The 25,426-nt window shown below is 68.8% G+C and carries 25 protein-coding genes and 1 other RNA gene; 14 read left to right on the forward strand and 12 right to left on the reverse strand.

All coding sequences use genetic code 11. From position 1 onward, the window contains the following. Positions 1–170: 170 nt before the first annotated feature. Genes FFS20_RS06405 through FFS20_RS06415 form a run of 3 tightly spaced genes read right to left on the reverse strand, consistent with a single transcriptional unit; the run spans position 171 to position 3,243 of the window. Positions 171–1,370, reverse strand: coding sequence for an ABC transporter permease (locus tag FFS20_RS06405; RefSeq protein ID WP_137825085.1), 1,200 nt, complete (start codon positions 1,368–1,370; stop codon positions 171–173). Further along, the gene (locus FFS20_RS06410) at positions 1,367–2,176 is read right to left on the reverse strand and encodes an ABC transporter ATP-binding protein (protein ID WP_137825086.1); all 810 of its coding nucleotides are present in this window, start codon (positions 2,174–2,176) and stop codon (positions 1,367–1,369) included. Before FFS20_RS06410 ends, FFS20_RS06405 begins: the two co-directional genes overlap by 4 nt. Continuing rightward, entirely contained in the window at positions 2,176–3,243 is a 1,068-nt protein-coding gene (locus FFS20_RS06415) for a hypothetical protein (protein ID WP_137825087.1), read from the reverse strand. The genes FFS20_RS06410 and FFS20_RS06415 overlap by 1 nt, the downstream gene beginning before the upstream one ends. A 270-nt stretch (positions 3,244–3,513) precedes the next feature. On the opposite strand from FFS20_RS06415, the gene FFS20_RS06420 reads away from it, so the two are divergent. From FFS20_RS06420 to FFS20_RS06440, 5 genes are all read left to right on the forward strand, one after another. Next, positions 3,514–3,939, forward strand: a complete 426-nt coding sequence (locus FFS20_RS06420) for a YciI family protein (RefSeq protein WP_137825088.1) — start codon at positions 3,514–3,516, stop codon at positions 3,937–3,939. Then, positions 3,939–5,252 carry a sigma-70 family RNA polymerase sigma factor gene (locus tag FFS20_RS06425; RefSeq protein ID WP_137825089.1) on the forward strand — a complete coding sequence of 438 codons (1,314 nt, stop codon included), beginning with the start codon at positions 3,939–3,941 and terminating at the stop codon, positions 5,250–5,252. The genes FFS20_RS06420 and FFS20_RS06425 overlap by 1 nt, the downstream gene beginning before the upstream one ends. A 55-nt stretch (positions 5,253–5,307) precedes the next feature. Continuing rightward, an RNA gene (gene ffs, locus FFS20_RS06430) (signal recognition particle sRNA small type) lies at positions 5,308–5,403 on the forward strand. A 170-nt stretch (positions 5,404–5,573) separates the two neighbouring features. Then, complete coding sequence (locus FFS20_RS06435) at positions 5,574–7,040, forward strand: Ig-like domain-containing protein (protein ID WP_137825090.1); 1,467 nt, start codon at positions 5,574–5,576, stop codon at positions 7,038–7,040. After that, positions 7,040–7,570 (forward strand): MarR family transcriptional regulator, encoded by a 531-nt coding sequence (locus FFS20_RS06440; protein ID WP_137825091.1) that lies wholly within the window; start codon positions 7,040–7,042, stop codon positions 7,568–7,570. Before FFS20_RS06435 ends, FFS20_RS06440 begins: the two co-directional genes overlap by 1 nt. On the opposite strand, the gene FFS20_RS06445 is transcribed toward FFS20_RS06440, so the two are convergent. Further along, positions 7,512–7,907 carry a RidA family protein gene (locus FFS20_RS06445; RefSeq protein WP_137825092.1) on the reverse strand — a complete coding sequence of 132 codons (396 nt, stop codon included), beginning with the start codon at positions 7,905–7,907 and terminating at the stop codon, positions 7,512–7,514. The genes FFS20_RS06440 and FFS20_RS06445 overlap by 59 nt on opposite strands. A gap of 107 nt (positions 7,908–8,014) precedes the next feature. On the opposite strand from FFS20_RS06445, the gene FFS20_RS06450 reads away from it, so the two are divergent. Further along, the gene (locus FFS20_RS06450) at positions 8,015–9,073 is read left to right on the forward strand and encodes a WYL domain-containing protein (RefSeq protein ID WP_137825093.1); all 1,059 of its coding nucleotides are present in this window, start codon (positions 8,015–8,017) and stop codon (positions 9,071–9,073) included. Here FFS20_RS06450 and FFS20_RS06455 read toward each other — a convergent pair. After that, entirely contained in the window at positions 9,003–10,031 is a 1,029-nt protein-coding gene (locus FFS20_RS06455; RefSeq protein WP_137825094.1) for an iron-siderophore ABC transporter substrate-binding protein, read from the reverse strand. The genes FFS20_RS06450 and FFS20_RS06455 overlap by 71 nt on opposite strands. 255 nt (positions 10,032–10,286) lie before the next feature. Between FFS20_RS06455 and FFS20_RS06460 the strand changes: the two genes are divergently transcribed. The 3 genes from FFS20_RS06460 to FFS20_RS06470 all read left to right on the forward strand — a co-directional run bounded on the left by FFS20_RS06460 (position 10,287) and on the right by FFS20_RS06470 (position 13,230). Then, positions 10,287–11,630 carry a hemolysin family protein gene (locus tag FFS20_RS06460; protein WP_137825095.1) on the forward strand — a complete coding sequence of 448 codons (1,344 nt, stop codon included), beginning with the start codon at positions 10,287–10,289 and terminating at the stop codon, positions 11,628–11,630. Further along, positions 11,627–12,670: a CNNM domain-containing protein gene (locus tag FFS20_RS06465; RefSeq protein ID WP_349290514.1), complete on the forward strand. Its 1,044-nt coding sequence runs from the start codon at positions 11,627–11,629 to the stop codon at positions 12,668–12,670. Before FFS20_RS06460 ends, FFS20_RS06465 begins: the two co-directional genes overlap by 4 nt. Before the next feature lie 197 nt (positions 12,671–12,867). After that, the gene (locus tag FFS20_RS06470; protein WP_137825096.1) at positions 12,868–13,230 is read left to right on the forward strand and encodes a helix-turn-helix transcriptional regulator; all 363 of its coding nucleotides are present in this window, start codon (positions 12,868–12,870) and stop codon (positions 13,228–13,230) included. Positions 13,231–13,304: 74 nt separating this feature from the next. On the opposite strand, the gene FFS20_RS06475 is transcribed toward FFS20_RS06470, so the two are convergent. Next, positions 13,305–13,886: an ATP-dependent Clp protease proteolytic subunit gene (locus tag FFS20_RS06475; protein WP_137825097.1), complete on the reverse strand. Its 582-nt coding sequence runs from the start codon at positions 13,884–13,886 to the stop codon at positions 13,305–13,307. Beyond that, entirely contained in the window at positions 13,886–14,545 is a 660-nt protein-coding gene (locus FFS20_RS06480) for an ATP-dependent Clp protease proteolytic subunit (protein WP_137825098.1), read from the reverse strand. Before FFS20_RS06480 ends, FFS20_RS06475 begins: the two co-directional genes overlap by 1 nt. A 126-nt stretch (positions 14,546–14,671) precedes the next feature. Between FFS20_RS06480 and FFS20_RS06485 the strand changes: the two genes are divergently transcribed. From FFS20_RS06485 to FFS20_RS06495, 3 genes are all read left to right on the forward strand, one after another. Continuing rightward, positions 14,672–14,974: a hypothetical protein gene (locus tag FFS20_RS06485; protein WP_137825099.1), complete on the forward strand. Its 303-nt coding sequence runs from the start codon at positions 14,672–14,674 to the stop codon at positions 14,972–14,974. A 227-nt stretch (positions 14,975–15,201) separates the two neighbouring features. Then, positions 15,202–15,987, forward strand: a complete 786-nt coding sequence (locus FFS20_RS06490; protein WP_137825100.1) for a YidC/Oxa1 family membrane protein insertase — start codon at positions 15,202–15,204, stop codon at positions 15,985–15,987. 76 nt (positions 15,988–16,063) lie between these two features. Continuing rightward, positions 16,064–17,083 carry a DUF4073 domain-containing protein gene (locus FFS20_RS06495; RefSeq protein WP_137825101.1) on the forward strand — a complete coding sequence of 340 codons (1,020 nt, stop codon included), beginning with the start codon at positions 16,064–16,066 and terminating at the stop codon, positions 17,081–17,083. Positions 17,084–17,243: 160 nt separating this feature from the next. Here FFS20_RS06495 and FFS20_RS06500 read toward each other — a convergent pair whose 3' ends face one another. Beyond that, positions 17,244–19,790 carry an ATP-dependent Clp protease ATP-binding subunit gene (locus tag FFS20_RS06500; protein WP_137825102.1) on the reverse strand — a complete coding sequence of 849 codons (2,547 nt, stop codon included), beginning with the start codon at positions 19,788–19,790 and terminating at the stop codon, positions 17,244–17,246. Positions 19,791–19,939: 149 nt separating this feature from the next. Further along, positions 19,940–20,410, reverse strand: a complete 471-nt coding sequence (locus tag FFS20_RS06505; RefSeq protein ID WP_137825103.1) for a DUF4188 domain-containing protein — start codon at positions 20,408–20,410, stop codon at positions 19,940–19,942. Positions 20,411–20,533: 123 nt separating this feature from the next. On the opposite strand from FFS20_RS06505, the gene FFS20_RS06510 reads away from it, so the two are divergent. Continuing rightward, entirely contained in the window at positions 20,534–21,229 is a 696-nt protein-coding gene (locus FFS20_RS06510; protein WP_137825104.1) for a MerR family transcriptional regulator, read from the forward strand. 39 nt (positions 21,230–21,268) lie between these two features. Here the strand turns inward: FFS20_RS06510 and FFS20_RS06515 are convergent, their stop codons facing one another. From FFS20_RS06515 to FFS20_RS06525, 3 genes are all read right to left on the reverse strand, one after another. Further along, positions 21,269–22,054, reverse strand: a complete 786-nt coding sequence (locus tag FFS20_RS06515) for a DUF3152 domain-containing protein (RefSeq protein WP_249356708.1) — start codon at positions 22,052–22,054, stop codon at positions 21,269–21,271. An 83-nt stretch (positions 22,055–22,137) separates the two neighbouring features. Further along, positions 22,138–22,800 carry a VOC family protein gene (locus FFS20_RS06520; protein WP_137825105.1) on the reverse strand — a complete coding sequence of 221 codons (663 nt, stop codon included), beginning with the start codon at positions 22,798–22,800 and terminating at the stop codon, positions 22,138–22,140. After that, positions 22,788–23,483, reverse strand: a complete 696-nt coding sequence (locus FFS20_RS06525; RefSeq protein WP_137825106.1) for a VOC family protein — start codon at positions 23,481–23,483, stop codon at positions 22,788–22,790. Before FFS20_RS06525 ends, FFS20_RS06520 begins: the two co-directional genes overlap by 13 nt. 225 nt (positions 23,484–23,708) lie before the next feature. On the opposite strand from FFS20_RS06525, the gene FFS20_RS06530 reads away from it, so the two are divergent. Continuing rightward, positions 23,709–25,424 carry a TIGR04028 family ABC transporter substrate-binding protein gene (locus tag FFS20_RS06530; RefSeq protein WP_137825107.1) on the forward strand — a complete coding sequence of 572 codons (1,716 nt, stop codon included), beginning with the start codon at positions 23,709–23,711 and terminating at the stop codon, positions 25,422–25,424. The last annotated feature ends 2 nt before the right edge of the window (positions 25,425–25,426 follow it).

The raw sequence follows: 25,426 nt of genomic DNA on the forward strand, positions 1-25,426 counted from the left end.
GGACTGCTGGAGGCCGGACTGCAGGAGGCCCGGCAACTCGGGCTGGACACAGAAGACGCCGCGAGCCCGGACCGATCGTCTCGGTCCGGGCTCGCTGAGCTCATCCGGCGCATGCCTCCAGTCACCGGGCGCATGGCTCCAGTCACCGGGCGCCTGGCTCCCGCCGCCCGCTACGCCCTGATCGCGTCGATGATGCGCACTCGCATCGCCACGAGCGCGGGGACGAGTCCGGCGAGCGCCCCGATCCCGATCGACACGAGCATGCCGACGACGACGGCGGAGAACGGCACCTGCGGGGTGACCACGCCGTCGAAGAGCAGCTGCCCGATGATCGGGGCCTTGAGCACGAGGACGGCGATGAGCACGCCGATCGCCCCAGCCACCGTCGTCGCGACGACGCTCTCCATCATCACGGAGAAGAAGATCCGCCGGCTCGTCGCGCCGAAGGACCGGCGGATGCCGATCTCCCTGATCCGCTGCTGGATCGTCACCATCGAGATGTTGATGAGCCCGAGCATGCCCATGAAGAGGATGAGGATGCTGATGGCGAGCAGGACGTTCTGCACAGGGCCGAGGGCACCGGCGGCATCCTCGGCGAAATCGCTGCGATAGCTGTCGATGGTGTACCCGGGAAGCTGCCGCTTGAGGTCGGAGGTGACCTGCTTGCTCAGTTGCTGCGCGACGTCCGGGGGCAGCCACATCTCGAACTCGGTGGGACGGGAGACCGACGGTCCGAACTTGTCGGCCTGCGCGCTGAGGGCGTAGAAGGTGCCGATCTCCGCATAGCTCGGGCTGGCGACCGACCCGATGACGGTGGCCACTCCGGCCTGATGCCCGGGCAGGTCGACGGTCGCGGGAAGCGCACCGGCGTCGAGCCCGTACTGGTCGAGGAACTCCTGATCGGCGACGATCGCCGGGGCCATGTTCTCGGCGTCGGCGGCGGTGAACCATCTGCCGTGCTCGACCTGCACCCTGTGCATGACCTCGTAGTCGGCATCGACGATGGTCAGCGTCGCGTCGATGCTGCCCGTCGGGCTCTGCAGCCGCAGATCCGACTGCCCGGTGGCCGACACGTAGTCGATGCCGAACCGGCTCTGGGTCTTTTCGATCGCCTCGGAGATCTTCTCCGCGTCGGCCGCGCTCGTCTCGCCGCTGGGACTGATCACCGAGAACATGTACGTCGAATCACGTCCGCCCGAGCGCTCGAAGTCGTCGACGAGCCCCTTCTGCATCATGTTGCCGAAGCCGACGACGAGGGTGAGGCCGCAGACGGCCACCCCGATGCCGATGAGCGACATGAGGACGCGGACCTTGTGGACGCGCAGCTCCTGCCAGGCCTCGACGATCGAGGCGAGGAATGCTGAGATCATCGGGCACCTCCTGTCGCGGACGCACCGGAGAGCGTCTGCGCCGTCGCCCCGTCGAGGATCGCCTGGAGTTCGCCCCGGTGGAGGGCGAAGCGGCGGGAGGCCATGTTCGCGATGCTGAGGTCGTGGGTGATCGTGATGAGCGCGGCTCCCGACTCGCGGGTGATGCCGTCGAGGAGGCCCATGACGGTCTTGCCGGTCTCGACGTCGAGGGCGCCGGTCGGCTCATCGGCGAGGACGAGCTTGGGCTGACGCACCAGGGCGCGCGCGATCGCAACCCTCTGCTGCTCACCGCCGGAGAGCCGGTTCGGCTTCGACTCGATCCGGTCGCCGAGTCCGAGCCGCTCGAGCATCTCGGCAGCGATCCTCCGCCGGTTCCGGAATTCGCTGCCGGTGCCGTACATGAGCGGCGCCTCGACGTTCTCGACGGCGGTGCGGCCGGGCAGGAGGTTGAACTGCTGGAAGACGAAGCCGATGTCCCGGCCTCGCATCTTCGCCGCCCGGTTGCGGGGAATCGACTGCACCGGCTCCCCGTTGAAGTCCATCTCCCCTGCCGTCGGCAGGTCGAGGAGGCCGAGGATGTTGAGCAGCGTCGATTTGCCGGTGCCCGAGCGTCCGACGATGCCGATGTGCTCACCCGGCCGGACGTCGAGGTTGATGTCGGAGAGGATCGTCAGCAGCTTGCCCTCACCGATGGGCACGGTGCGGGCGACGTGGCGCAGGGAGAGCAGGGGCGCCGAGGCGGCCGTGGCCTCCTCTGGTCCTGGTGCGGTTCCGGGCGGGGCTGGGATGTCTGGCGTCGTCCCCATCAGAAGGCGAACTCTTCGCCGCCGGACATGTCGTCCTCGTCCTCGGGTTCGGTGCCGGGAACGAATTCCTCGATCTCCTCACCCTCCTCGAGTCCGGACTTGACCTCGACCATCGCGCCGTCGTTGAGGCCGAGCTCGACCTGGCGCTCCTCCTGGCCGCCGTCCTCGGTGACGACCCAGACCGTGCCGGAGTCGGTGACTCCGCGCACCGCGGTGACGGGGACGACGAGGACGTCGTCGGCGCTGCCCGCCTCGACGGTCATCGTCAGGGCGAGTCCGTTGTAGACCGTCTGCTTGTCCGGGATGCCGCAGATGAGCTTCGGTCCGTCTCCCGAACCGGCGGCTCCGGTCCCGCCGTCCTCGGGCATGGTGCCGTCCTCGGCACCGGCGTCCTCAGGCTTGGGCGCGCTCTTGACCGAGGCTCCCTGATCGAGGCGCAGTGCCGTGCAGTCGAAGGGCTCGGGGCCGTCGGTGATCGCGATCGACGCGGTCTCCGGGAGCTTCGGCACCCGGTAGAGGTCGACGGCGGGGATGTCGGCCTGGGCGGTGAAGGAGTCCTTGAGCAGCTGCGTGACCTCGGTCTCCGAAGTCACGGTGTCGTTCTTCTCCACCGCGAAATCGCCGACGGTGCCGTCGTCGGGAGCGACGACCGTGTGATAGCTCGGCTTCGGTGCCGGGGCTGCGGGAGCCTCCTGCCCGTCACCGGCGTCGGCACCGTCACCGGCGCCCGCCTCGGCGGGCTGGCCTTCGCTTCTCACCTGGAACAGCTGGGCGCCCTTGAGCACCTCGTCGCCGGGCTGGACGAAGAAATGATTGACGGTGCCCTCGCGTCCGGCCTTGACGGCGGTCGGCTTGTCGACGGCGATGGAGCCCTTGAGCTCGAGGGTGTTGGCGATCGATCCGCGTTCGGCGAAGACCGAGGAGCCGACCGGCTCACCTGTCGCTGAGGCGGCGTCAAAGCCGTCCTCGGGCGCAGGCTTGAACGCGATCCAGGCGAGGATCGCGGCGATGACGACGAGGACGAAGAGGAAGGCGCTGGGCAGGATGACGCGGCGGAAGATCTGCATGGTTCCTTAAACGGAGGGGATCGAGGATGGGGATCGACGGGAGGGACACTCCACCCTAAGCAGAGGTCACACCATCTGCAGTCGCGGCGGGGTCACGAGGTGATAACACTGTGGTCTCGGCCGGTGACGTCGCCCACATGTGGGGCGGCGGAAAAGTTTCCCGAAGTTTTCTCCGCCACCCTGTCGATCCGCCCTAGGCTTGTTCGACGTAGTGCATGAGAGGGTCTCGACCGGGACTCTCCGAGGTTCATCTGACTGCAAGGAGTCATCATGAAGTACATGCTCATCATGCGGGCCGTCGACCAGGCCGCCGTCGACGCCTTCGAACAGGCCGACTTCGACGAGGTCATCGCCGCCATGGGACGGTACAACGAATCGATGATCGAGGCCGGTGTCCTCGCCGACGGCGCCGGACTCACCGATGCCTCGGAGGGCGCGGTCGTCGACTTCAGCGAGGACGATCCCGTCGTCACCGACGGACCCTACGGGGAGCTGCGGGAGCTCTTCAACGGGTTCTGGATGGTCGAGGTCTCCTCGCAGGAGGAGGCCGTCGAATGGGCCAAGCGCGCACCGTTGGGCGCCGGCTCCCAGATCGAGGTCCGCCGCGTCACCGGTCCCGACGACTTCCCCCAGGACAACGAATGGGTGCAGAAGGAACAGGAGTGGATCGCCGAGGGCCGGCTCGCCGGGAACTGATGTCCCCACCGGAGTCCACGGCGCCGACTGCCGGCGGTGCCGACCGCGACCACCGGAGAACCGCCGAGGCGGTGGCTCGGGTGGTCGCGGCGACGTGGCGGATCGAGGCGGCGAAGATCATCGCGTCCCTGACCCGCCATGTCGGCGACTTCGGGTTCGCCGAGGATCTCGCACAGGAGGCCGTGGCCGAGGCGCTGAGCGCGTGGCCGGATGCGGGGATCCCCGCGAACCCCGCCGGCTGGCTGATGACCGTGGCCAAACGGCGGGCGATCGACACGTGGCGGCGGCAGGAGCGCTTCGCCGAGCGGATCACCGCCCTCGGAGAGGATCTCGAGGACGAGCAGGAGACGGCGACCACCGCCCTGCCGTGGGATCCCGACGCCATCGACGACGACGTCCTGCGCCTCATCTTCATCTCGTGCCATCCCGTGCTCTCCCGTGAGGCGCAGCTCGCGCTCACCCTCCGGGTCGTCGGCGGCCTGACGAGCGAGGAGATCGCCCGGGCGTTCCTCCTGCCCGTTCCGACGGTCCAGCAGCGCATCGTCCGCGCGAAGAAGGCGCTGGCCGCCGCCGAGGTCCCCTTCGAACTGCCGCCGGCGAATGCCTGGCCGAGCCGGATCACCGCGGTGCTCGCCGTCCTCTATCTGATGTTCTCCGAAGGCCACGTGGCGACCGCGGGACCGGACTGGATGAAGCCGGCGCTGTCGCTCGATGCCCTGCGACTGACCCGCATCACCGCGGGCCTCCTGCCGCGGGAGGCCGAGGTCCACGGACTCGTCGCCCTCATGGCGCTGACGGCCGCGCGCTTCCCCGCCCGGATCGGGCCCGACCGCGAACCCGTCCTCCTGGCCGACCAGGACCGCACGCGCTGGGATCGGTCGCTCATCCGCCTCGGCGAGGCCTCGCTGACGACGGCCCTGACGCTGCGCGAGACCCGCGGGACGTACACGCTGCAGGCGGAGATCGCCGCCGTCCACGCGCGGTCGCCGACGCTCGCGGACACGGACTGGGAGCGCATCGTCGCCCTCTACGGCGACCTCGAACTGGCCGCCCCTTCGGCGATCACGACGCTCAACCGGGCGATCGCCCTCGCTGAGGCCCACGGCCCCGAGGCGGGGCTCGAGTACATCGACGACAGGGGCGTGACATCGGCCCTCCCGCGGTTCCACCATGTGCCGAGCGTGCGCGGTGAGCTCCTCGCCCGGGCCGGACGCAGCGCCGAGGCGGTGGCCGAGTTCGAGCGGGCCGCCGCGCTGACGACGAACGACCGGGAGCGGGAGGTGCTGCTGGCGAAGGCGCGCCGGTGGCAGTGATCGACCTCGCACGCGCTCATTTTGTCCGCAGCCCGCGCTCTCGCCTAGACTGGTCGGTGGCTCCCCGTGCGGCGTCATCTTGTGAACTCCCCCAGGGCCGGAAGGCAGCAAGGGTAAGCGAGCTCTGGCGGGTGCACGGGGAGTCCTTCGATTCCCCTCCACATCACGATTCCACAACTCCCTGACACACCGATTCCCCAGGTGAGAGGCGATAAGCGGAATTCCGCGCGGGCTTTGTCACGCATTCTCAATACTTTCGTGATTTCGCATCAATAGCATTGATCGCACTCCCCTTTCTCCTGTCGAACGAGGTTCCCTGTTTTGTCACGCACGAAGATCTCCGGGGCGATCGCCACCGTCTCCGCTCTGGCCCTCCTCGCCGCCTGCACCCCATCGAGTTCCGACCCCTCGGACACCCGCGACGACGCGACGTCCGCTGAGGTCTCCCCCGCACCGGAGTTCCGCATCGGCACCGTCGCCGATGATGCCGGAGAGGCGGATGACTCCGCCGAGGCGTCCGCCTCCCCGACCGCGACCGACGGTCCCGTCGGCGAGACCGCGCCGACGGGTGGCGACATCGACGTCGACGCCGGCAAGCGCCTCGTCCTCAGCGTCGACGGTGCGGTGCTCAAGGACGTCAGCCTCGTCGATCCCGACCACCCGAAGATCGCCGTCGACCCCGGCACGTTCGTCGACGCCGCCGGCGCGGAACTCGAGACCGATGACCAGCCGACCGCCGGCGGGCTCACCTCGACCGAGGAGGACACGGACGCGCCGTCCCCGGCGGCCACCTCGGCGCCGGAATCGTCGGAGAGCCCCACCGCTGACTCCGGAGGCGACGCCGAGAACACCGTGACGGCCCCGGACAGCGCGGCGGGGTGGACCTCGGACTTCGATCTCGTCGCCGACAGCACGTACGAGGTGAGCGCGACGGCGACGACGCCCGACGGCAAGGACCACGACTTCGAGGCCACGGCCACGGTCGCCGCGTCCGACGCTGAGCCGATGACGATGCGCACCGTGCTCTCCGACGACCAGACCGTCGGGGTCGCGGCGCCCATCATCCTCACCTTCGGGTCGACGGTCGCGAAGGAGTACCGGGACGATGTCGAGCATCGACTCTCCGTCGACGTCACCGACGAGGACGGGAAGAAGCGCGAGGTCGAAGGGTCGTGGGCGTGGCTGCCGAACGATCCGGAGTCGCGTCTCCACTTCCGTCCGAAGGAGTACTGGCCCGCGTATTCGAAGGTCTCCGTCGACGCGCCGGTGAAGAACGTGCCGATGGCCGACGGCCGCGTCGGTGCCAACGATCTCACCCTCGATGTCGAGATCGGCCGTGAGCAGGTCACCGAGGCGAGCGCGAAGACCCACCGCATGACGGTCACCCGCGACGGCAAGGAGGTCATGGACTTCCCGACGTCGCTCGGCTCGGCGAAGGCGCCGTCGTACAACGGCACGCATGTCGTCATGTCGAAGCACGCGAACTACACGATGACCTCGGCGCGCTGGGGCTACACGACCCCGGTGCAGTGGGCCGTGCGGATCCACAACAACGGCGAGTTCGTCCATGCCGCCCCGTGGTCGGCCGGCGTCCAGGGCTCGCAGAACGTCTCCCACGGGTGCATCAATCTCACGACGCAGCGGGCGAAGGAGTACTACGACTCGGCGATCTACGGGGATCCCGTCATCATCAAGGACTCCTCGGTCGATCTGTCGACCGAGGACAGTGACATCTCGGACTGGGTGTACTCCTGGGACGAATGGAAGAAGCTGAGCGCGCTGAACTGATGTCCGACGACAGCACCGCAGACCGCGCGTTCCGACTCGAGTTCAGCACCCGTTTCGGCACGATGTGGGCGATGTCGGGAGCCTCGGTCCTCGAGGGCCGGATCGCCGGCTACCTTCTCCTCGACTCCTCCGGCGGCGTGACTGCGGCCGAGCTGACCGAGGCCCTCGGCATCAGTGCGGGCACCGTGTCGACGGCGACCCGCCGCCTCGTCGACTCCGGCTTCGTCCGCAGGGCGCGCCGTCCGGGGACCCGGGCGGACCGGTTCATCATGGACGAGGATGTGTGGGCGGGCTTCCTCGAGCGTGAGTACACCTACCTGCGCGCCCAGCGCAGCCTTGCCGCCTCGGCGCTCGAGCGCGTCACCCCGGGCACGGACGCCCATGCCCGGGTGACGAACATGCACGACTACATGTCATGGCTCATCGACGACGTCGATCTCGCCGCGGCGTGGGAGACGCACAAAGCCGCGCTCACGCAAGCGCGATCCCCTCGAGCTCGACGAGCTGGCCGGGCACCGCAAGCCGACTGACCTCGAGCATCGTCGTCGTGGGCGCGACGCCTGCCGCGGCGAGGCGCCCGGCGAGCTCTCCGTAGTGCGGGAAGAGTCCGTCGATGTCGGTCGTGTGGACATTGAGCTGCACAAGATCGCGCAGCCCCATGCCCGCCGCGGCCAGGACGGCTTCGACATTGTCGAGGCTGAGGCGCAGCTGTGCGGCGATGTCGCCTTCGTGCTGGGGTCTGCCCTCAGCGTCCATGGCCGTCTGGCCGGAGATGAAGAGGGTGCGGGCGGGTCCGGTGACGAGTTCGCCCTGGTTGAAGCCGAGCTCGGTCGACCAGGTGACGGGATTGACTGCCGTGCGGTCCATCGTTCCTCCTTGACGTGGGTGTGAGGACGCCGTGGTCGACGCCCCGTCCCTCAAGGCTGTCGGACAATCACGACATCTCCTGTCAGGTATTCGCATAGAGTGACGACATGCGCGCGGACCGGCTCGTCTCCCTCGTCCTCCTGCTGCGGCAGCGGGGCCGACTGTCCGCGCAGACACTCGCCCGCGAACTCGAGGTCTCGACGCGCACGGTGCTGCGTGACATCGACGCGCTCTCCGCCGCGGGCGTGCCTGTCTATGCCGAGCGGGGTCGGCACGGCGGCTTCTCCCTCCTGCCCGGCTTCCGCACCGAGCTCACCGGCCTGCGCCACGACGAGGCGCTCGCGCTGCTCGCTGCCGGACTCCCCCGCGGCGAAGAGCTGTTCGGACTCGCTCAAGCACTCGGGTCGGGGATGCGCAAACTCGTCGACGCGCTGCCGGAGAGCCACCGCTCGCAGGCGACCACGGTGACCGAGCGGATCCTCATCGACCCCGACATCGACCTCCTCGCCAGACCCCGCGCATCGGAGGAGGTGCCGGCCGAGGTGCTCGAGTCCGTGCGCCTCGGGGTGCTCCGCGGCCGCAGGCTCCGGATTCTCTATCGGCCGTCGGGGCGCTCCCCCACCAGACCACCGAGGTGGCGCATCGTCGATCCGGTCGGACTCGTCTCCGCCCGGGGTCGGGGCTATCTCCTCGCCCTGACCGGCGGTGAGGATCGGACGTACCGACTCTCGCGGATCGAGGCCGCCGAACTCCTCGCCGAGGCGGCCGACCGTCCTGAGACCGTCGATCTGCCGGCGCTGTGGCGCGAGCGCAGTGAGCGCTTCCGCACGTCCGGCGACATCGTCGACGTGACGGTGCGGACGACCGGTGCCGGCGCCGCGGCCCTGCGTGCAACGGCGATCGACCTCGGCGACGTGCGACCGGTCGAGCAGAGCACGGTCGCAGGCGGCGAACTCGACCTCGACGTGACCTTCCAGGATGCCGAGCACGCGATCTGGGCGCTGTGGCAACTCGGGCCCGACGCCGAGGTCATCGCCCCGGACGAACTCCGGGACCACCTCGGCGATCGGGCCCGAGCGATGGCGGCGCGCTACCCTACTTCTGCACCTTCTCCACGGCGGCGTCGATCATCGGGACGTAGCGCTCGAGCGCCCAGGGCACGGTGAGCGGGTTGATGATCGAGGACGCGGTGACGAACGACTGGTCCTCCGGGGCGACGACCGCACCGGCCTTGATCGCGGGAATGTTCGCGTACACGCTCTGCGCCTCGATCTCCTTGCGGCTCGCGGGATCCGAGTAGAACGTGAAGATGAGGTCGGAGTTGTTGAGCTTGTCGGCGTTCTCCAGACCGATGAGCGCGGAGTCGGTGCCCGGCGCATCGTAGTCGGCGCGCAGCTCCTCGGCGACGGGATCGGGGGTGAGCCCGAGCGCCGAGACCATGGCCACGCGCTGCTCCTGCGGGTAGAAGACGCCGAGGGTGCCCGGGCCGTCGTTGTAGATGAAGGAGAACGTCAGATCCTTGTACTCGTCGCGCTTGGCGCTGTCGAGCTGGCTCTGCACGTCCTCGACGAGCTGCTGCGACTCCTCTTCCTGCCCGAGCGCCTTGCCGATCGTCGTGATCTGGTCGTCCCATTCGATCGTCCACGGCTGCTCGGGGTAGGCGACCGTCGGGGCGATCGCGTCGAGCTGCTCGTACTGGTCGGCGGTGATGCCCGACCACGGGGCGAGGATGACATCGGGTTCGAGCGAGGCGATCTTCTCGACGTCGAGCTCGGTCGCGCCCTGGAACTGCTCGGGCAGTTCGTCCCCGCGCTCCTGGACGGCCTCGTAGATCCACGGCATGTAGCCGGTGTCATCGCTGCCCCACGCGTACTCCTCCATGCCGACCGGTGTCTTGCCGAGAGCGATCGCGGTCTCCGTCGACCCCTGTCCGAGCGTGACAACGCGCTGCGGCTCCTCCTCGATGACGGCTTGGCCGAGTGCGTGCTCGATCGTCACCGGGGTGAAGTCCGAGGACGCGGTGGCCTCGGACGCCGAGGAGTCTGTGCTGCATGCGCTCGCGGTGAACGCGAGTGCGACGATGGTGCCCGCGGCGAGTGCCCGGCGCGCAAATGGAATCGACATCCCTGCCCTTTCGACAGTGGTGGACCGCGACGCGGTCCGCGTGTTTGACAAGGACAGCCTAACTTAAGTTTTCAAGAGAATTGAAACCCCAGCCGCCATCGACTCAGCTTTTTGCCAGCTGACCCCCGGATAATCGTGCTCAGCCGTTGCCACAGTCTCTTTCGGAAGGAACATGGACGACTATCGAAGTCCCGGCTGGGACATCACTTCGCACCACACACGACAACTTCATCCTGCAGAGGCAGGTGGCCGACGATGACCTGGCTGCTCTCTCTGCTCATCGGCCTCCTCGTCGTTCTCCTCATCACAGTGGCCACCGGCTACTTCGTGGCCCAGGAGTTCGCCTACATGGCCGTCGACCGCTCCCGCCTCGCGGCCCGATCCGCTGGAGGCGACCGCGCCGCTGATCGCGCGCTGGGCATCACTCGCCGGACCTCCTTCATGCTCTCGGGCGCACAGCTCGGCATCACCGTGACGGGTCTGCTCGTCGGCTACGTCGCCGAGCCGCTCATCGGCACCGCCGTCGGCGAAGCCCTCGGCGGCACCCCGATCCCGACCGGCACCGGCGTCCTCATCGGCACCGTGCTCGCGCTCCTCGTCTCGACGATCATCCAGATGCTCTTCGGCGAGCTCTTACCGAAGAACCTCGCGATCGCCCGCCCCGAGGCACTCGCCCTGTGGCTGGCTCGCTCGACCTCGATCTATCTGGCGGTCTTCGGGTGGCTCATCAAGATCTTCGACGCCTCCTCGAACGCTCTGCTCAAGGTGCTCGGGATCGAACCCGTCCACGACGTCGATCACGCCGTCAACCGGCGCGATCTCAAGCACATCGTGGCGGAGTCGCGGGAGAGTGGCGACCTCGTCGACGAGGACTCCCTCGTCCTCGACCGCATCCTCGACTTCCCGCAGCAGACCGTCGACCATGCGGTCGTGCCACGCTCCCGCGTCGACGTCATCGACGAGGGCACCCCGCTGCGCGAGATCCGTGCGCTCATGCAGACCGGGCACTCCCGCTATCCGGTGCTCTCCGACGACGACGAGGTCATCGGCACGATCGACCTCCTCGACGTCATCGCCGCCGACCCGGACGCGGACCTCTCCTCGCTGATGAAGGATCCCGTGTTCGTGCCCGAGTCGCTGCCGCTGCCCGACGCCGTCCGGGTGCTCACCGACAACCACGCCCAGATGGCGTGCGTCGTCGACGAGTTCGGCGGCTTCGCCGGCGTCATCACGATGGAGGACCTCGGTGAGGAGATCGTCGGCGACATCGTCGACGAGCACGACGCCGTCGTCGAGGAGATCGTCGAGACCGTGCCCGGCCGCTGGTCGGCACCCGGCGTCATCCCGCTCGACGAGGTGGAGCGTGCCCTGCAGCGCGAACTGCCGGAGACGAGTGCGCAGACCCTGTCCGGCCTCGTCGTCGAACACGCCAAGGGCTTCCCGGAGGTCGGAGACCGCTTCGAGATCCCCCTGCCGATCGATCCCGGTGACCTCGCCGGTGCCGAACCGCCTGTCGCCGAGGTGCTCGCCGCCGAAGTCGTTGAGGTCGATTCGCACGTGCCCTCCCGCCTGACCGTGACCATCGAGGAGGCCTCATGATGAGCAACCCGTGGGTCGTCGCGGCCCTGACCATCCTCATCATCGGGCTCAGCGCGTTCTTCGTCGCCGTCGAGTTCGCCCTCATCGCGGCCAAACGCCACCGTCTCGAGGACGCCGCCCCGACGAGTCGGTCGGCCCGGGCGGCCCTGCGCAGCTCGACCGAGCTCTCGGTGCTGCTCGCCGGCTCCCAGCTCGGCATCACGGCGTGCACCCTCGCCCTCGGTGCGATCACGAAACCGGCTGTCCACTACTGGATCACCCCGATCGCCGAGGCGGCCGGCCTGCCCCTGTGGCTCGCCGACGTCATCGGGTTCGTCCTCGCGCTCGTCATCGTCACGTTCCTTCACCTCGTCGTTGGTGAGATGGCGCCGAAGTCGTGGGCCGTGGCCCACCCGGAGCGGTCGGCGATCATGCTCGCCCTGCCGATGCGGGCGTTCATGTTCGTCACCCGGCCGCTGCTCATCGCGCTCAACAACGCGGCGAACTGGTGTCTCAAGCGCGTCGGCGTCGAACCCGTCGACGAGGTCGACCAGACCCACAACCCGGACGATCTGCGGCAGCTGCTCCAGCATTCGGCGCAGGCCGGGACCCTCGAGAAGGACGATTCGGACTCCCTGCTCAGCGCTCTGGCGCTGTCGAAGCTCACGCTCGACGACCTCGTCGCCGGGCACGGGGCACCGACGGTCGTCGGTCCCGGAGCCACCGCCGGGGACGTGCGCAGCGCCTCGCACGAGAAGCGGCACCGCCGCATCCTCGTGCGATCGGAGGAGAACGGACCCCCGACCCACATGGTCCACGTGCGCGACGTCCTCATGCTCGACGACGCCGATCCCGTCACCGAGGCGCTGCGCCCGGTCACCGTGCTGCCGGGCACGATGACCGTCATCCAGGCGTTCGCCGTGATGAAGGAGGAGGGCTCGCAGCTCGCCCTCGTCGAGCGCGCCGACGGTTCGCTCGGTGTCGTCACCGCCACCGACGTGCTCCGCTACCTGCTCTCCGCGGGCGCCGACTCGACCGTCGCTGATGCGCCGACGAAGTGAGCCGGGCTCGACGAAACGAGTCGGCCGTGGTGCCGTGAGTCGGCCGCGGTGACGTGAGCTGAGTGGTGGATTCCGCTCGAGATCGACGTGATTGTCGAGCGGAATCCACCTCGGGGCGCCTCCCGCGATCCCGCCCCGGTCGTCTGCTCACAGCGGAAAGCCTCGCGAGCGGTCGATCGTCGGCCTAGGCTCACAGCATGGACGACCATCGCGCCCCCGTGACCCCGCCCCGGCTCTGGCGTGAGACCCTCGGCCGCGTGCTGCGGGTGCGGCGCACAGAGCTCGCGCTCACCCTCGCCGCCGTCTCGAAGCTGTCGGGAGTCTCCACGCAGTATCTCTCCGAGATCGAACGCGGCCTCAAGGATCCGTCCTCGGAGGTCATCGAGGCGATCGCCGCCGTCCTCGGCCTCTCCCTCCCTCAGGTACTCGTGCTCGCTGCCGCCGATCTCCAGGCCGGCTCGCTCCAGCTCGCCCGCCTCACCCTCGCCCAGACTCCCACGCGTCACGCTCCCGCACCCGCGCGCAGCTCCGGCCAGGCGCAGCTCTCACTCGCAGCCTGAGGTCGTGAATCACGGCGAACCTCCAGCACGCCGACCCCGCCCCGCGACCAACCTGCACGGCCCGCCGCGCCCCCTCACACGATCTGGTCGACGATCCCGAACGCCTTCGCCGCGGTCGCGTCGAGGACGAGGTCACGGTCGAGATCGGCGTGGATCTGCTCGGGGCTGCGCCCAGTGTCGGCGGCGAGCATCGCCTCGACCTCCCGGCGCTGCCGCACGATCTCGTCGGCGGCGACGATGAGGTCGGGGATCGTCCCCCGCGCCCCGTCCGCGTGCGGCTGGCGCAGGACGACCCGGGCGTGGGCGAGCATCGACCGCTGCCCCGCCTCTCCTCCGGCGAGCAGCACCGCGGCGTCGGCGACCGCCTGCCCGACGCACGTCGTCGCGACCGGCGCGGACACGTGCGACATCGCGTCATAGACCGCCGTCATCGCGGTGAGCGAACCGCCCGGTGAGTTGATGTAGAGATGGATCGGCAGCTCCTGACTGGCCGCCTCGAGGTGGAGGAGCTGAGCGATGACGGTGTTGGCGACGCCGTCGTCGATCGGCACGCCGAGGTAGATGATCCGATTGCCGAGCAGGTGCGAGTAGACGTCGACGATCTTCTCGGAGTTCCCCGACCGGTCGACGACATGGGGGATCGTGTACTGGCTCATCACCGGACCCCGTCCGCTGCGAGTCCGCGCGTGCGCCCTGGTCCCAGCGGCGCGAAGAGCTCGGACGAGGCGGACACGACCCGGTCGATGAACCCGTACTCGACGGCCGCCTCGGCGGAGAACCATTTGTCGCGCAGGGAATCATGGAACACCTGGTCGAAGGTCTGCCCGGTCGCCTCGCTGATGCGGGTGAGGACGGAATCGCGGACGTCGCGCAGGTCCCCGCCCTGGAGTTCGATGTCGGCGGCCGCACCCCCGATCCCCGCCGACCCCTGGTGGAGGAGGATCTTCGCGTGCGGGAGCGCCAGGCGCTTGCCGGGCGTGCCCATCGTGAGGATGAACTGCCCCGCCGAGGCGGCCCACCCGAACGCGATCGTCACGACATCGTTCGGCACGGCGGCGATGACATCAGCGATCGCGTGCATCATCGGCACCGACCCGCCCGGGGAGTTGATCCAGAGGAAGATGTCGGCGCTCGGGTCCTCGGCCGAGAGGAGGATGAGGCGGGAGGCGATCTCCATGCCGTTGTCGTCGCGCAGTTCGCCGTTGAAGACGACCGAGCGATGGGCGAAGAGCATGCGCTGGGATTCGGGGACGGGGGTCACGGTGGGGACGTCGTCGTTCTCGTCCCAGACCGGTGGAGCGGTGAGTGTGAACATGTCCCCACGATGACAGCGCCGAGGCGGTCGCCGACAAGGATTCTGCCGGGAGCGGATCGTGCCTGCCGTGGGCAGACGCGCATGCTATCGTCGACAGCGCAGGAACTGATGTGGGAGGCGGGTGCGATGCTGAGTCTGTGGATGGCGATCCAGCTCATCGTCGTCGTGCTCAGCGCCGATGTCGACGCGGTGCTTCCGCAGTCGCCGGCGCATCTCCTCGTCCTCGTCCTCCTCGGAGCCGCGTTCCTCACTCCCGTCGGGGTGTGGGCGGCGAGTGCGCTCGTGCGCGTGCTCTCCCTGGCCCCGCACGGTCCGTGGACGCGCCGTGAGCCCTCGGCGGTCCGCGACTTCCGCATGCCGGCCGAGCCCGGCACCCCGGGCACCGTGATGGCCAGAGCGCCGTCCTTCGTCGTCTCAGCCCACGCCTGAACGACGGATGCTCTGACGGGACGGCCCTGCCAGCGTTGCCCTGTTGGCACGGCCCCGTTGCCCCACCTCGGCGCTGTCTCCTACTCCCGCCTCCGCGCGGGAGGGCAGCAGATCCATTCCTCGTTCAGGTGACGACCCCACCCCTGTGCCCGAGCACTGTCGCAGTGCTCGTGCACGCCGCGTGAGCTCGGTTCCGTGCCCACGCGGACGAACGAAGGACACCGTCTGTGAACATCTACGAATTCCCACCCATCAAACTCCTCGTCTCCGGCGCGTACTGGCTCGTCACCGCGCTCAGCGATCTCCTCGCCCCACTCGCCGGTGAGAGCAGTGCGGCGATCGCCGTCATCGTCCTCACCCTCGCCGTGCGCACCCTCCTCATCCCCGTCGGCCTCTCCCAGGTCAGGGCCGGCATCACGCGCAAGCGCCTGGCCCCGAAGATCGCCGAGCTGCAGAAGCGGCACAAGGGCAACCAGCAGGTCATGCAGGAGAAGCTCATGGAGCTCTACCGGGAGGAGAACGCCTCACCGTTCGCCGGCTGCCTGCCGGTGCTCCTGCAGATTCCCGTGCTCATGGCCGTCTACGGCCTCTTCGTCCAGCCGACGATCGGCGGTCAGGCCAACGAGCTGCTCGGGCACACGCTCTTCGGGATTCCGCTGAGCTCGAGTCTCGTCGGACTCATCGGCGCAGGCGAGCTCACCTGGGTCGCGGGCGTGCTCTATGCCGGGCTCATCGTCGCGATCGCCGTCGTCGCCGCGCTCTCCCGCCATCTGCTCATGCCGCAGCCGACCGCCTCGGCGACCGACTCCGCGAACCAGCTGCCCGGCGGGGTCGACCTGTCGGGGATGACGCGGATGCTCAGCTTCATGCCGTTCCTCACCGCCGTCTTCGCCGCGTTCGTGCCGCTCGCCGCGACCCTCTACCTCATGACGACGACCGCGTGGACACTCGTCGAGCGGATCACCATCAACCGCGCCCTCGGCGTCGACCACACGGGCGCCCCACGTGAATAGAAGCTGAACCGGAGGGTTCAGCAACGGTCAACCTGCCGGACAGCTGGGCTCCGTCGGGTCAACCTATCCTGTCGCCATGGTCAATCGACGCACACTCATCACGAGGGCCGGGATCGGTGCCCTCGGGGCCTCGCTCGGCGCGTCCCTCGGCGCCGTTCCGGCGGCCGCGAAGCCCAACGGCAAAGGACAGGGCAACAGCACAACGTTCAACGTCATCTCCGACATCCAGGGCGATCTCAACGATCTCGGGGTCGCCCTCGACGATATGGCGACGACCAATCCGGGCAGTGCCGGACTCGCGATCGCCGGAGACATCACGCCGCGCGGATACGACTTCGAATACGCCGATGTGCAGAAGCGCATGGACAAGCACTCCCACCCGGACACGGTGGCGTGGGCGATCGGCAATCACGAGTTCTACGTGCCGAAGTACAAGGATCCGAACACGCTGTCTCAGGACACGTGGCCCAACGGCGTCGTCGAAGACTCGCTGTTCAAGAGCTTCTACAACTTCGCCGGACGCAACTCGATCTTCGAGGAGTTCAGCTTCGGCGGGATTCCCGTCCTCGCGATCGGCACGGAACGCTACATGCGGTACCACGACGAGAAGCTCTGGGACGAAGTGTGGATGAGCGACGCCCAGTTCAACTGGCTCGACGATCGGCTGAAGTATTGGAACCAGCGCAGCAAGCCGATCATGATCATCACTCACCATCCGCTGCCGAACACGGTCTCAGGGACGAGGAACTCCCTCTACCTGTCCGACTATCTGCAGTCCGATCGCCTTCTCGACGTGCTCGGTCCGTACCGGAACGTCTTCCTGTTCTCCGGACACACGCACTGGGACCTCGACCTCTCCGACTGGTACACCCGCCGGGTCGTCGCCTCCTCGGGCAACCTCCAGGGGTTCAATGTCTTCAACACGGGAGCGATCGAGACCGGTTACACCGACAACGGCAAGGGCGGCGAGCAGACGGTCGCCGGTGGGTTCAATCAGGGGCTGCAGGTCGAGGTGACGAACAAGACCGTGACGGTGCGGGCTCGCGACTTCGGGAAGAAGGCGTGGCTCAAGGAGATCACGGTCCCCCTCGACTGACCGGGTGCCGCGCCCCACGGTCCCAGCCAGCGCCCTCAAGGCCCTGCTCAAGGCCTGCGCAGACACAACAACGCGGTGATCCGACATATACGCTGTTAGCAGAGGGCGTATATGTCGGATCACCGCGTCGAAGAGGGCGGCGCCCCGCGCCGGCGGCCGGTCAGGCCGCCAGCGGAGCCGCCTCGGTGCGAGGAGTCACCGTGAGCTGTCCGTCGACGACGGTGACGTCGACGGTGCCGCCTTCGGCGACGGCTTCGGTGACGAGGATGTCGGCGATCCGGTCATCGAGCTCGCGCTGGATGACGCGGCGCAGCGGACGCGCACCGAACTCGGGCTCGTAGCCCGCCTCGGCGAGCCAGTCCATGGCGTCCCCGGACACCTCGAGCGCGATGCCCTGCCGCGAGAGCCGATCGATCGACTGCTCGAGCTGGAGCCCGACGATCTCCCGCAGCTGCACCCGATCGAGCCGGGTGAACATCACGGTGTCGTCGATCCGGTTGAGGAACTCCGGCCGCATGACCTCCTTGAGCCGACCCATGACCTTCGCCTTGAGGTCCCGCTCGGTCACCGTGGCGTCAGCCGAGGTGAAGCCCAGCGGCGTCGACGCTCCGATGAACTCGGAACCGAGGTTGGACGTCATGATGATGACGGTGTTGCGGAAGTCGACCGTGCGTCCCTGACCATCGGTGAGCCGACCGTCGTCGAGAACCTGGAGGAGCAGGTTGAACGCGTCCGGGTGCGCCTTCTCGACCTCGTCGAGGAGGATGACCGAGTACGGACGGCGCCTGACCTGCTCGGTGAGCTGACCGGCCTCGTCGTAGCCGACGTACCCGGGAGGGGCGCCGACGAGACGGGACACGGTGTGCCGCTCCCCGAACTCGCTCATGTCGAACCGGATCATCGCCGACTCGTCGTCGAACAGCGTCGACGCGAGCGCCTTCGCCAGCTCCGTCTTGCCCACGCCGGTGGGGCCGAGGAAGAGGAAGCTGCCGATCGGGCGTGCCGGATCGCCCATCCCGGTCTGCGACCGGCGGATGGCCTTCGACACTGCGGACACGGCGTCGTCCTGACCGACCACGCGAGCGTGGAGCATGTCCTCGAGTCCCGCGAGCCGGATCTTCGTCTCCTGCGTCATCGACGAGGCCGGGATCCCGGTGGCCCGGGAGACGACCTGGGCGATCTGCTCGGCGTCGACGACGCCGTCCTCCCCGTCATTCGCCGAGGCGGTCCTCGAGCTGAGGATCTCCTCGAGCCGATCGGTGAGGTGGGAGATCTCGTCGCGGATCTCGCCGGCCCGCTCGAAGTTCTCGGCCGCTATCGCCGAGTTCTTCTCCGCCTCGAGCTCGCCGAGCTCGGAGCGCATCGCGGCCGTGTCGACGACGGGACCCCGCTTGAGCGAGAGCCTGGCGCCGGCCTGGTCGATGAGGTCGATGGCCTTGTCCGGCAGGTACCGGTCGGTGATGTAGCGGTGCGAGAGCTCGACGGCGGCGCGGATCGCCTCGGCGTCGTAGGTGACACCGTGGTGCTCGGCGTACCGATCGGCGAGTCCGGCGAGGATCGTCACCGCGTCCTCGATGTTCGGTTCGCCGACCATGACCGGCTGGAAACGGCGAGCGAGCGCCGAATCCTTCTCGATCGTGCGGAACTCACGCAGCGTCGTCGCGCCGAGGAGGTGGAGATCCCCTCGGGCCAGGCGCGGCTTGAGGATGTTGCCGGCGTCCATCGAATTCGATTCGCCGCTGCCGCCGGCCCCCACGAGGGTGTGGAGCTCGTCGACGAAGACGATCGTGTCGCCGTCCTCGGCGATCTCGTCGAGCGTCTTCGTCAGACGCTCTTCGAAGTCACCGCGGTAGCGGGTGCCAGCGAGCATGCCGGGCAGGTCGAGGGCGATGACCCGCTTGCCGAGAAGCTGCGCGGGGATGTCACCGGATTCGATGGCCTGTGCCAGTCCTTCGGCGATCGCCGTCTTGCCGACGCCGGCCTCGCCGATGAGCACGGGGTTGTTCTTCGTCCGGCGGGCGAGGATCTCGATGGTCTCCTCGATCTCCGTGGCGCGGCCGATGACGGGGTCGAGCCGGCCTTCGGCGGCGAGCGCCGTGAGATCGGTGCCGAACTTCTCGAGCATCGACTCCCCCTCACCGGACTCGGGAGACCCGCCCTGCGTCTGCTTGGCCTCAGCCGCCTGGGCGCCGGCCTGCAGGGTTGCCTGCGTGACCCCGGCCTGGGCGAGGATCCGCCCGGCGGGCATCTCCTGGTTGAGGACGAAGGCGAAGAAGAGGTGTTCGGGGTCGATGTAGGTCGAGCCGAACGCACGGGCGACCTGGTAGGCGTCGAGCAGCGACTTCTGGGCGGCGCCGGTCAGTGTCGGGGCGCCGTCGGTCTCGCGTGCCTCGGCGGATTCGGGCAGGCGCTCGTCGATGGCCCGGGCGATCGCCTCGGGGTCCGCGCCGACCTGGCGCAGGGACGCCGAGCCGTGCTCGGACTCGACCATCACGCGCAGCAGGTGGAGGGCGTCGACCTCCTCCTGCCCGCGACGGCGGGAGTACTCGGCAGCGCCATCGACGACTTCGCGCGTGCGCTTGGACAGCAAACGATTGATGTCGACGGAACGGCCCTGCCGTGGTGTGTTCTGACCCTGCAGGTAGCGGGCGAGGAACTCGTCGAAAGAGCCTTCGCCACCACTGGAAGGTCCGAAGAAGTTAGCCAAAACGGTCTCCTTTGGAAGTTGAGCCAGGGTGACTCATGTACGTCTGTTTGACTCAATCAACGAGAATCCTCCCGGGGTTATTCCCCGCCCCTCCCCGGCGTGACGGACGTCTCGATTACCCACGGGAACCAAAGCTCTGACCAGGGGTTTCACCGGTCGCGGCGAGCCTGCCGGTCGGCCGCGCGATGGCTGCGACCGGTGACCGGCCGGGATCCGACCACCTCGGCGAGGCCGATCGGAGGCATGCCCACGTAGATCGACTCCGCGCCGGCCACCGGGTAGGTCTCATGCCACACGCCGACGGCCCGCGGCGCATTCCGCGCGCGGCGGTTGAACGCCGACCATGCGGGCCGATGGGACGACTGCGGATCGGAGGCGTACGCATAGAGCTTCTCGAGCGAACTCCAGTACTGCACCGTCCACGGACCGCGCGGGTCGGCGATCAACTGGAATCCGAGCAGTCCGGAGTCGGGGTCCTGCGAGAGTTCGCGGAGCATCGGGGGCATCGCGCGGAACACGGGCAGCCAGAGATCGGGGCGCCACCACTGGCGGATGCGCATGCCGATGTGGAAGACGACGAGCTCGTCGTCATAGTCATGGGTGAGTCGAGTCGTCGTCATCGTGAACTCCTGAGCTATTGGATACTTTCACTCTCCAATTTTGGATAGTTATACTTTCCAATGTCAAGGGGTCGAAGGCCCGAATCATTCGGAAGAAGAATCGGACGAGAGAAGGAGGACTCTGTGCGGATCTCCGAGCTGTCACGGCGCAGCGACGTGCCGGTGGCGACGATCAAGTACTACCTGCGGGAGGGACTGCTGGCGGCCGGCGAGCGGACGTCGGCGACGCAGGCGGTCTACTCCGAGGCGCACGTCGACCGTCTCGAGCTCATCCGCGCCCTCCTCGGCCCGGCCCGACTGAGCATCGAGGCGGCCAGACGCGTGCTCGGCGTCATCGACGACCCGCCGGAGACGTTCTCCGAGGTGCTCGGCGCGGCACAGCACGCGACGATGCCCGCGGAGTCCCACCGTCCGACCGGCTCGTCCCGTGAGACAGACTCATCCCGTCAGACTGGTTCGTCCCGTCAGACACGCTCGTCCCGTCAGGGGCCTGAGGGAACCGCCACCGAGGCGGCCCTCGACCTCATCGCCGAACTCGGGTGGACGATCGACCCCGACAGCGTCGAAGTCGACCAGCTCGCCACGGCGCTGCGGGCTCTCGATGCGGCGGGCATCGACCTCATCGACGGCGGCCTCGCCCGCTACGGGCGCACCATCCACGACCTCGCCGAGGCGGAGGTCGACACCGTGCCCACCGCCGAGATCGACAGCGCCGTCCGGCAGGCCGTGCTCGGCACACTGCTCCTCGAGCCGGTGCTCCTGGCTCTGCGCCGCCTCGCCCAACAGGACGTCGCGATCAGACGGTTCAGGGAGGGGTGACCGCGACTCCCCACTCGCTGTCGATCACGGCCAAACCCACTACCCCTGCGACGGCCAGCCGTTGGGCGTGCAGCCCGACAGACCTTTCGTCTGCTGCTGCATGAGCGGGGCGGTCTCCCCCGAACCCGGGCACGATTCGTGGCCGTGACCGAGCGCGTGCCCGACCTCGTGGTTGATGAGGTACTGCCGGTACTGCGTGATGTCGTCGAACTCCGGGGTCGCGCTCACCCAGCGCTTGGCGTTGAGGATGACGTTCGGGCCGTTGCGGCACGAGAGCTTCCCGAGCGTCTTGAGCGGCAGGCACATCTCATCGACGGTGTTCGGGCTCGCGATGCTGATCATCGCGTCCTGCCCCGAATCGACGAGTTCGATCGACACGTCGTCGATGTCCTGCCAGCCGCGCTCGTCCTGGAGGGTCGCGATGATGAAGTCGGACGCGCCGTCGACGTCGATGGGCAGATTGTCCTCGACGCGGACGGCGACCGCGAACGCCTTGCCGCCCTGGCGATTGGGCCCGACCTCACCGGCCGGGCGCGCCCATTTCCCACTGCCCTGCATCTCGATGTCGCCTTCCGTCACGCCGACGGCACCGGCCGAATCCCCGCCGGGTCCCGTGGCCGTCGGTCCCGGGAGATCGGCCGGATCGGTCACCGACGGGGCCGCGATCGTCTCGACCGCCTGCGGCGTCGGCCGGGTCTCGTCGGCCTCCTCGGGCGCGCATGCGCTCATCGCCGTGAGCAGGACAGCGACGACCATCGCCGAGGCGGCGCGACCGATCCGTGCAGCGCGCGGTCTGCGGCCGGTGGGGGTGAGGGGCGGAATCACACCTGCGAGTCTAGCCGCGGGTCCCCCGTCTCCGCCCGATCGCGCAGTGATCGGAGACGTCGCGGTGACGTGGGACCACGCGCTCAGAACCTCAGCTCCACGCCGGGCCCGCGCAGCCGCGCCCGCAGACGACGCTCGGGCCCGGCGACCACCTCGGTGTCACCGGTGCCGAGGACCTCGAGCAGCGCCCGCGTCGCACCGACGTCGGGCGACTCGACGACGAACTCGAGGAGGTCGAGCGAGGGCAGAGCCGCCTCGGCGGGATGGATCGAGTCACCCCAGTCGATGAGGAACGGCTGGATCCCCTCCTGCGGGAGCGGGGACCGGGTCGTCAGCTGCCAGGCGAGGAGGTTGCCCTCGGCGGTCTCGCGTGACATGTCCCTGACCTCGCCGACGTCGATGCCCGCGGCGCGCGCGGCGGCGAGCGTCGCGGCCATCGCCGGCGGGTGGATCGCCCACGTGCGCAGGGTCGGGACGGTCGCGAGATGCGCGTCGAGCGGCAGCGTGCCGTCGGCCGGAGCCTCCTGCTCGGGATCGGGTCCGAGGATCTCGAGATACGTGTGCGCCCCGCCCGTCCAGCCGACCGGCGCCAGCCCGATGAGGAAGTTCGCGGTCCCGCGCCCCGGATGTCGACCGCCGGGCACGGCCCGCACTCCGGTGGCCCGTTCGATCTCCGCGACCGCCGCGGGCAGGTCGGGGACGGTGACGACGAGGTGGTCGAGGTGGGCGGGGATCAGAGCAGCCATGTGCCACCGGGTCCTTCCAGTCGGGCGTGGAGAGCATCGGCCTCCCCCGCTTCGACCTCGATTCTCGCATCGAGGGCAGCGAGCACGGCGCGGGTGTCCGCGAGCTGAGGACTCGTCGCCCAGAACTGGGCGAGGGCGACGGTCGGCAGCGCCCGGCTCGCCGGGTGCGGGGAGTCCAGCCAGTCGATGAGGAAGGGCTGGATCCCGCCGAGCGCGAGCGGAGTCCGTCGCGTCAGCCGCCACCGCAGCGTCTCACCGTCCGGTGTCCGGCGGGACATGTCGACGACCGCGCCGAGGTCGACGGGCGGATCCGTCGCCTCCGCGGCGACCGCGACGGCCCGGTCGAATCCCCGCGGGTGGATCGCCCACCGCTGCACGAACGGTGCGGTGACTCCCGCGAGAGCCGAGGGCAGGGCGGGTGCCGTCGGGTCCGGTGCCGTCGGGTCCGCGTCGGCAGCAGGATCGGGGCTCTGCTCGGGGTCGGGCCCGAGGAGCTCGAGGTAGCTGCGCGCGGCCCGGGTCCCGGCGATGTCGAGGCCGAGGAGCGCGTTCGCGGTGCCGCGCCCGGGGTGGACACCGCCCATCACGGGCCTCACTCCCAGAACAGCCTCACATTGCTCAACACTTTGCACGAGATCCGGGACGGCGATGACGAGGTGATCGAAGGTCGCAGGCAGAAGCATGTCTCAATGTTAAGCCACGAATTGACAGCCGTGACGGGGATGGGATTGACTTCAGGGCATGGAGACGACCACCTGGGGCGCGCCGTGTCGAATGCCGATGTGCGCCGACGCGGAATCGATTCACCGCGTCGATTGTTGAGCTAAACAGCTCGTGCCTGGCCGCGGTGCCCGCTCTCGCCGCAGCCCCGTTGAAACCGTCCCACCTGCTCGAAGGATCCCACCACCATGACGGACCTCCGTCCCCCGCACCGCGCGACCGGTGTGCCTGGCGCCCGCCTCGGCGCAACCACCCGGCGCAGCGTGCTCGGCGTCGGCCTCGGCCTCGGGGCGCTCGCCGCACTGAGCGCCTGCACCCCGACCGACACCGATCCGCTCACCGACGGTCCGCCCGTGAACGGCGGGGTGCTCACGTACTTCGAGCCGCAGACGTGGACGCTCCTCTACCCGCCGTCCGTCGGGTTCTACCCCAACGGCGGGATCATGAACAACATCTCCGCCCGCCTGCTCTGGCAGGATCCCGAGACTCTCGAGCTCTTCCCGTGGCTGGCGACCGCACTGCCGGAGATCAGCGCCGACGCCACACAGTTCACGTTCACCCTGCGGCAGGGCGTCACGTACTCCGACGGGTCGCCGCTGACGGCGGCGAACGTCGCGAAGAACTTCGACCTCTTCGGCCGCGGCGACGAATCGCGCACCCTGCCGGTGTCCGAGCAGATCTCGAACTACGACCGCGCCGAGGTCCTCGACGACCGTCGCGTGCGCTTCCACTTCACCGCCCCCTCCCCCGGCTTCGCGCAGGCGACGTCGACGATGAACGCCGGCCTCCTCGCCGATTCCACCCTCGACCTCGACGCCGAGGGCTTCGGACCGGGAAGTGCGACGAAGATCCACACGGCCGGCCCCTTCCGCATCACCGCCGAGACGATCGGGACGAAGCTCTCCATCCGCGCCCGGGAGGACTACGACTGGGCGCCGCCGCACCTCGAGCACCAGGGACGGCCGTACCTCGACGGCATCGACTACCTCGTCAACAATGAATACTCGGTGCGCATCGGCGCGGTGCTCTCCGGTCAGGCCGACGGCGTCCGCGACGTCCAGGCCCCCGACGAACCGCGCGTGACCGAGCAGGGGCTGCGCCTCTATGCGAAGGCGACGAACGGGATCAACAACAGCATCAACTTCCGCTTCCGCCACCCGCTGCTCGCCGACATCCGCGTCCGGCGGGCCCTCATCGCAGCGATCGACCGCCAGGAGATCGTCGACAAGCTCTTCACCCCGAACTACCCGCTCGCCACGGGACTGCTCGCGCAGGGCGCGATGGGCTACACGGACCAGACCGGAGCCTGGGTCTACGACCCCGCCGCCGCGAACCGCCTCCTCGACGAGGCGGGCTGGGCCGAGCGCGGAGCCGGCGGCTACCGCGTCAAGGACGGACAGGTCCTCGCACTCACCGTCAACACGGCGCTGCCGCAGCCGCGGTCGAACGAGGTGCAGACGCTCGTCCAGCAGCAGCTGCGCCGCGTCGGGGTGCGCCTGTCGATCAATCCCGGCGACCAGGCGAAGCAGACGCTCGACGCCCTCGACCTCGACTCGATCCAGATCTACCACTCGATGGTCGCCCGGGCCGACTACGACAACCTGCGATCGAACTACGCCTCGGTCAATCGGGACGTCTTCCTCAACGCCGTCGGCCGTGACGACGCCGCGGACGATACCGTCGACCCGGAGATCGACCGCCTCCTCGACGCCCTGGCCTCCGAACCGGAGACCGAGCGTCGCCAGGCCGCCGCCGAGGCGGTCCAGACCTACCTCGTCGACCAGGCCTACGTCCTCCCGTTCTTCGAGGAGCCGCAGGTCTTCGCCTTCCGCCGCCGCGTCCGCGGCTTCACCACCGAACCCGTGGGCCGCCCCGACTTCTACAGCACCTGGATTGCGAGCTGATG

The organism is Brevibacterium sp. 2SA (genome assembly GCF_005502845.1).
Classification (GTDB): domain Bacteria; phylum Actinomycetota; class Actinomycetes; order Actinomycetales; family Brevibacteriaceae; genus Brevibacterium.

Bases quoted from the DNA above. Each gene is read 5' to 3' on its own strand.
- FFS20_RS06405 (WP_137825085.1), bottom strand. From the start codon at position 1,370: ATGATCTCAGCATTCCTCGCCTCGATCGTCGAGGCCTGGCAGGAGCTG.
- FFS20_RS06410 (WP_137825086.1), bottom strand. From the start codon at position 2,176: ATGGGGACGACGCCAGACATCCCAGCCCCGCCCGGAACCGCACCAGGA.
- FFS20_RS06415 (WP_137825087.1), bottom strand. From the start codon at position 3,243: ATGCAGATCTTCCGCCGCGTCATCCTGCCCAGCGCCTTCCTCTTCGTC.
- FFS20_RS06420 (WP_137825088.1), top strand. From the start codon at position 3,514: ATGAAGTACATGCTCATCATGCGGGCCGTCGACCAGGCCGCCGTCGAC.
- FFS20_RS06425 (WP_137825089.1), top strand. From the start codon at position 3,939: ATGTCCCCACCGGAGTCCACGGCGCCGACTGCCGGCGGTGCCGACCGC.
- FFS20_RS06440 (WP_137825091.1), top strand. From the start codon at position 7,040: ATGTCCGACGACAGCACCGCAGACCGCGCGTTCCGACTCGAGTTCAGC.
- FFS20_RS06445 (WP_137825092.1), bottom strand. From the start codon at position 7,907: ATGGACCGCACGGCAGTCAATCCCGTCACCTGGTCGACCGAGCTCGGC.
- FFS20_RS06450 (WP_137825093.1), top strand. From the start codon at position 8,015: ATGCGCGCGGACCGGCTCGTCTCCCTCGTCCTCCTGCTGCGGCAGCGG.
- FFS20_RS06455 (WP_137825094.1), bottom strand. From the start codon at position 10,031: ATGTCGATTCCATTTGCGCGCCGGGCACTCGCCGCGGGCACCATCGTC.
- FFS20_RS06460 (WP_137825095.1), top strand. From the start codon at position 10,287: ATGACCTGGCTGCTCTCTCTGCTCATCGGCCTCCTCGTCGTTCTCCTC.
- FFS20_RS06465 (WP_349290514.1), top strand. From the start codon at position 11,627: ATGATGAGCAACCCGTGGGTCGTCGCGGCCCTGACCATCCTCATCATC.
- FFS20_RS06470 (WP_137825096.1), top strand. From the start codon at position 12,868: ATGGACGACCATCGCGCCCCCGTGACCCCGCCCCGGCTCTGGCGTGAG.
- FFS20_RS06475 (WP_137825097.1), bottom strand. From the start codon at position 13,886: ATGAGCCAGTACACGATCCCCCATGTCGTCGACCGGTCGGGGAACTCC.
- FFS20_RS06480 (WP_137825098.1), bottom strand. From the start codon at position 14,545: ATGTTCACACTCACCGCTCCACCGGTCTGGGACGAGAACGACGACGTC.
- FFS20_RS06485 (WP_137825099.1), top strand. From the start codon at position 14,672: ATGCTGAGTCTGTGGATGGCGATCCAGCTCATCGTCGTCGTGCTCAGC.
- FFS20_RS06495 (WP_137825101.1), top strand. From the start codon at position 16,064: ATGGTCAATCGACGCACACTCATCACGAGGGCCGGGATCGGTGCCCTC.
- FFS20_RS06505 (WP_137825103.1), bottom strand. From the start codon at position 20,410: ATGACGACGACTCGACTCACCCATGACTATGACGACGAGCTCGTCGTC.
- FFS20_RS06520 (WP_137825105.1), bottom strand. From the start codon at position 22,800: ATGGCTGCTCTGATCCCCGCCCACCTCGACCACCTCGTCGTCACCGTC.
- FFS20_RS06525 (WP_137825106.1), bottom strand. From the start codon at position 23,483: ATGCTTCTGCCTGCGACCTTCGATCACCTCGTCATCGCCGTCCCGGAT.
- FFS20_RS06530 (WP_137825107.1), top strand. From the start codon at position 23,709: ATGACGGACCTCCGTCCCCCGCACCGCGCGACCGGTGTGCCTGGCGCC.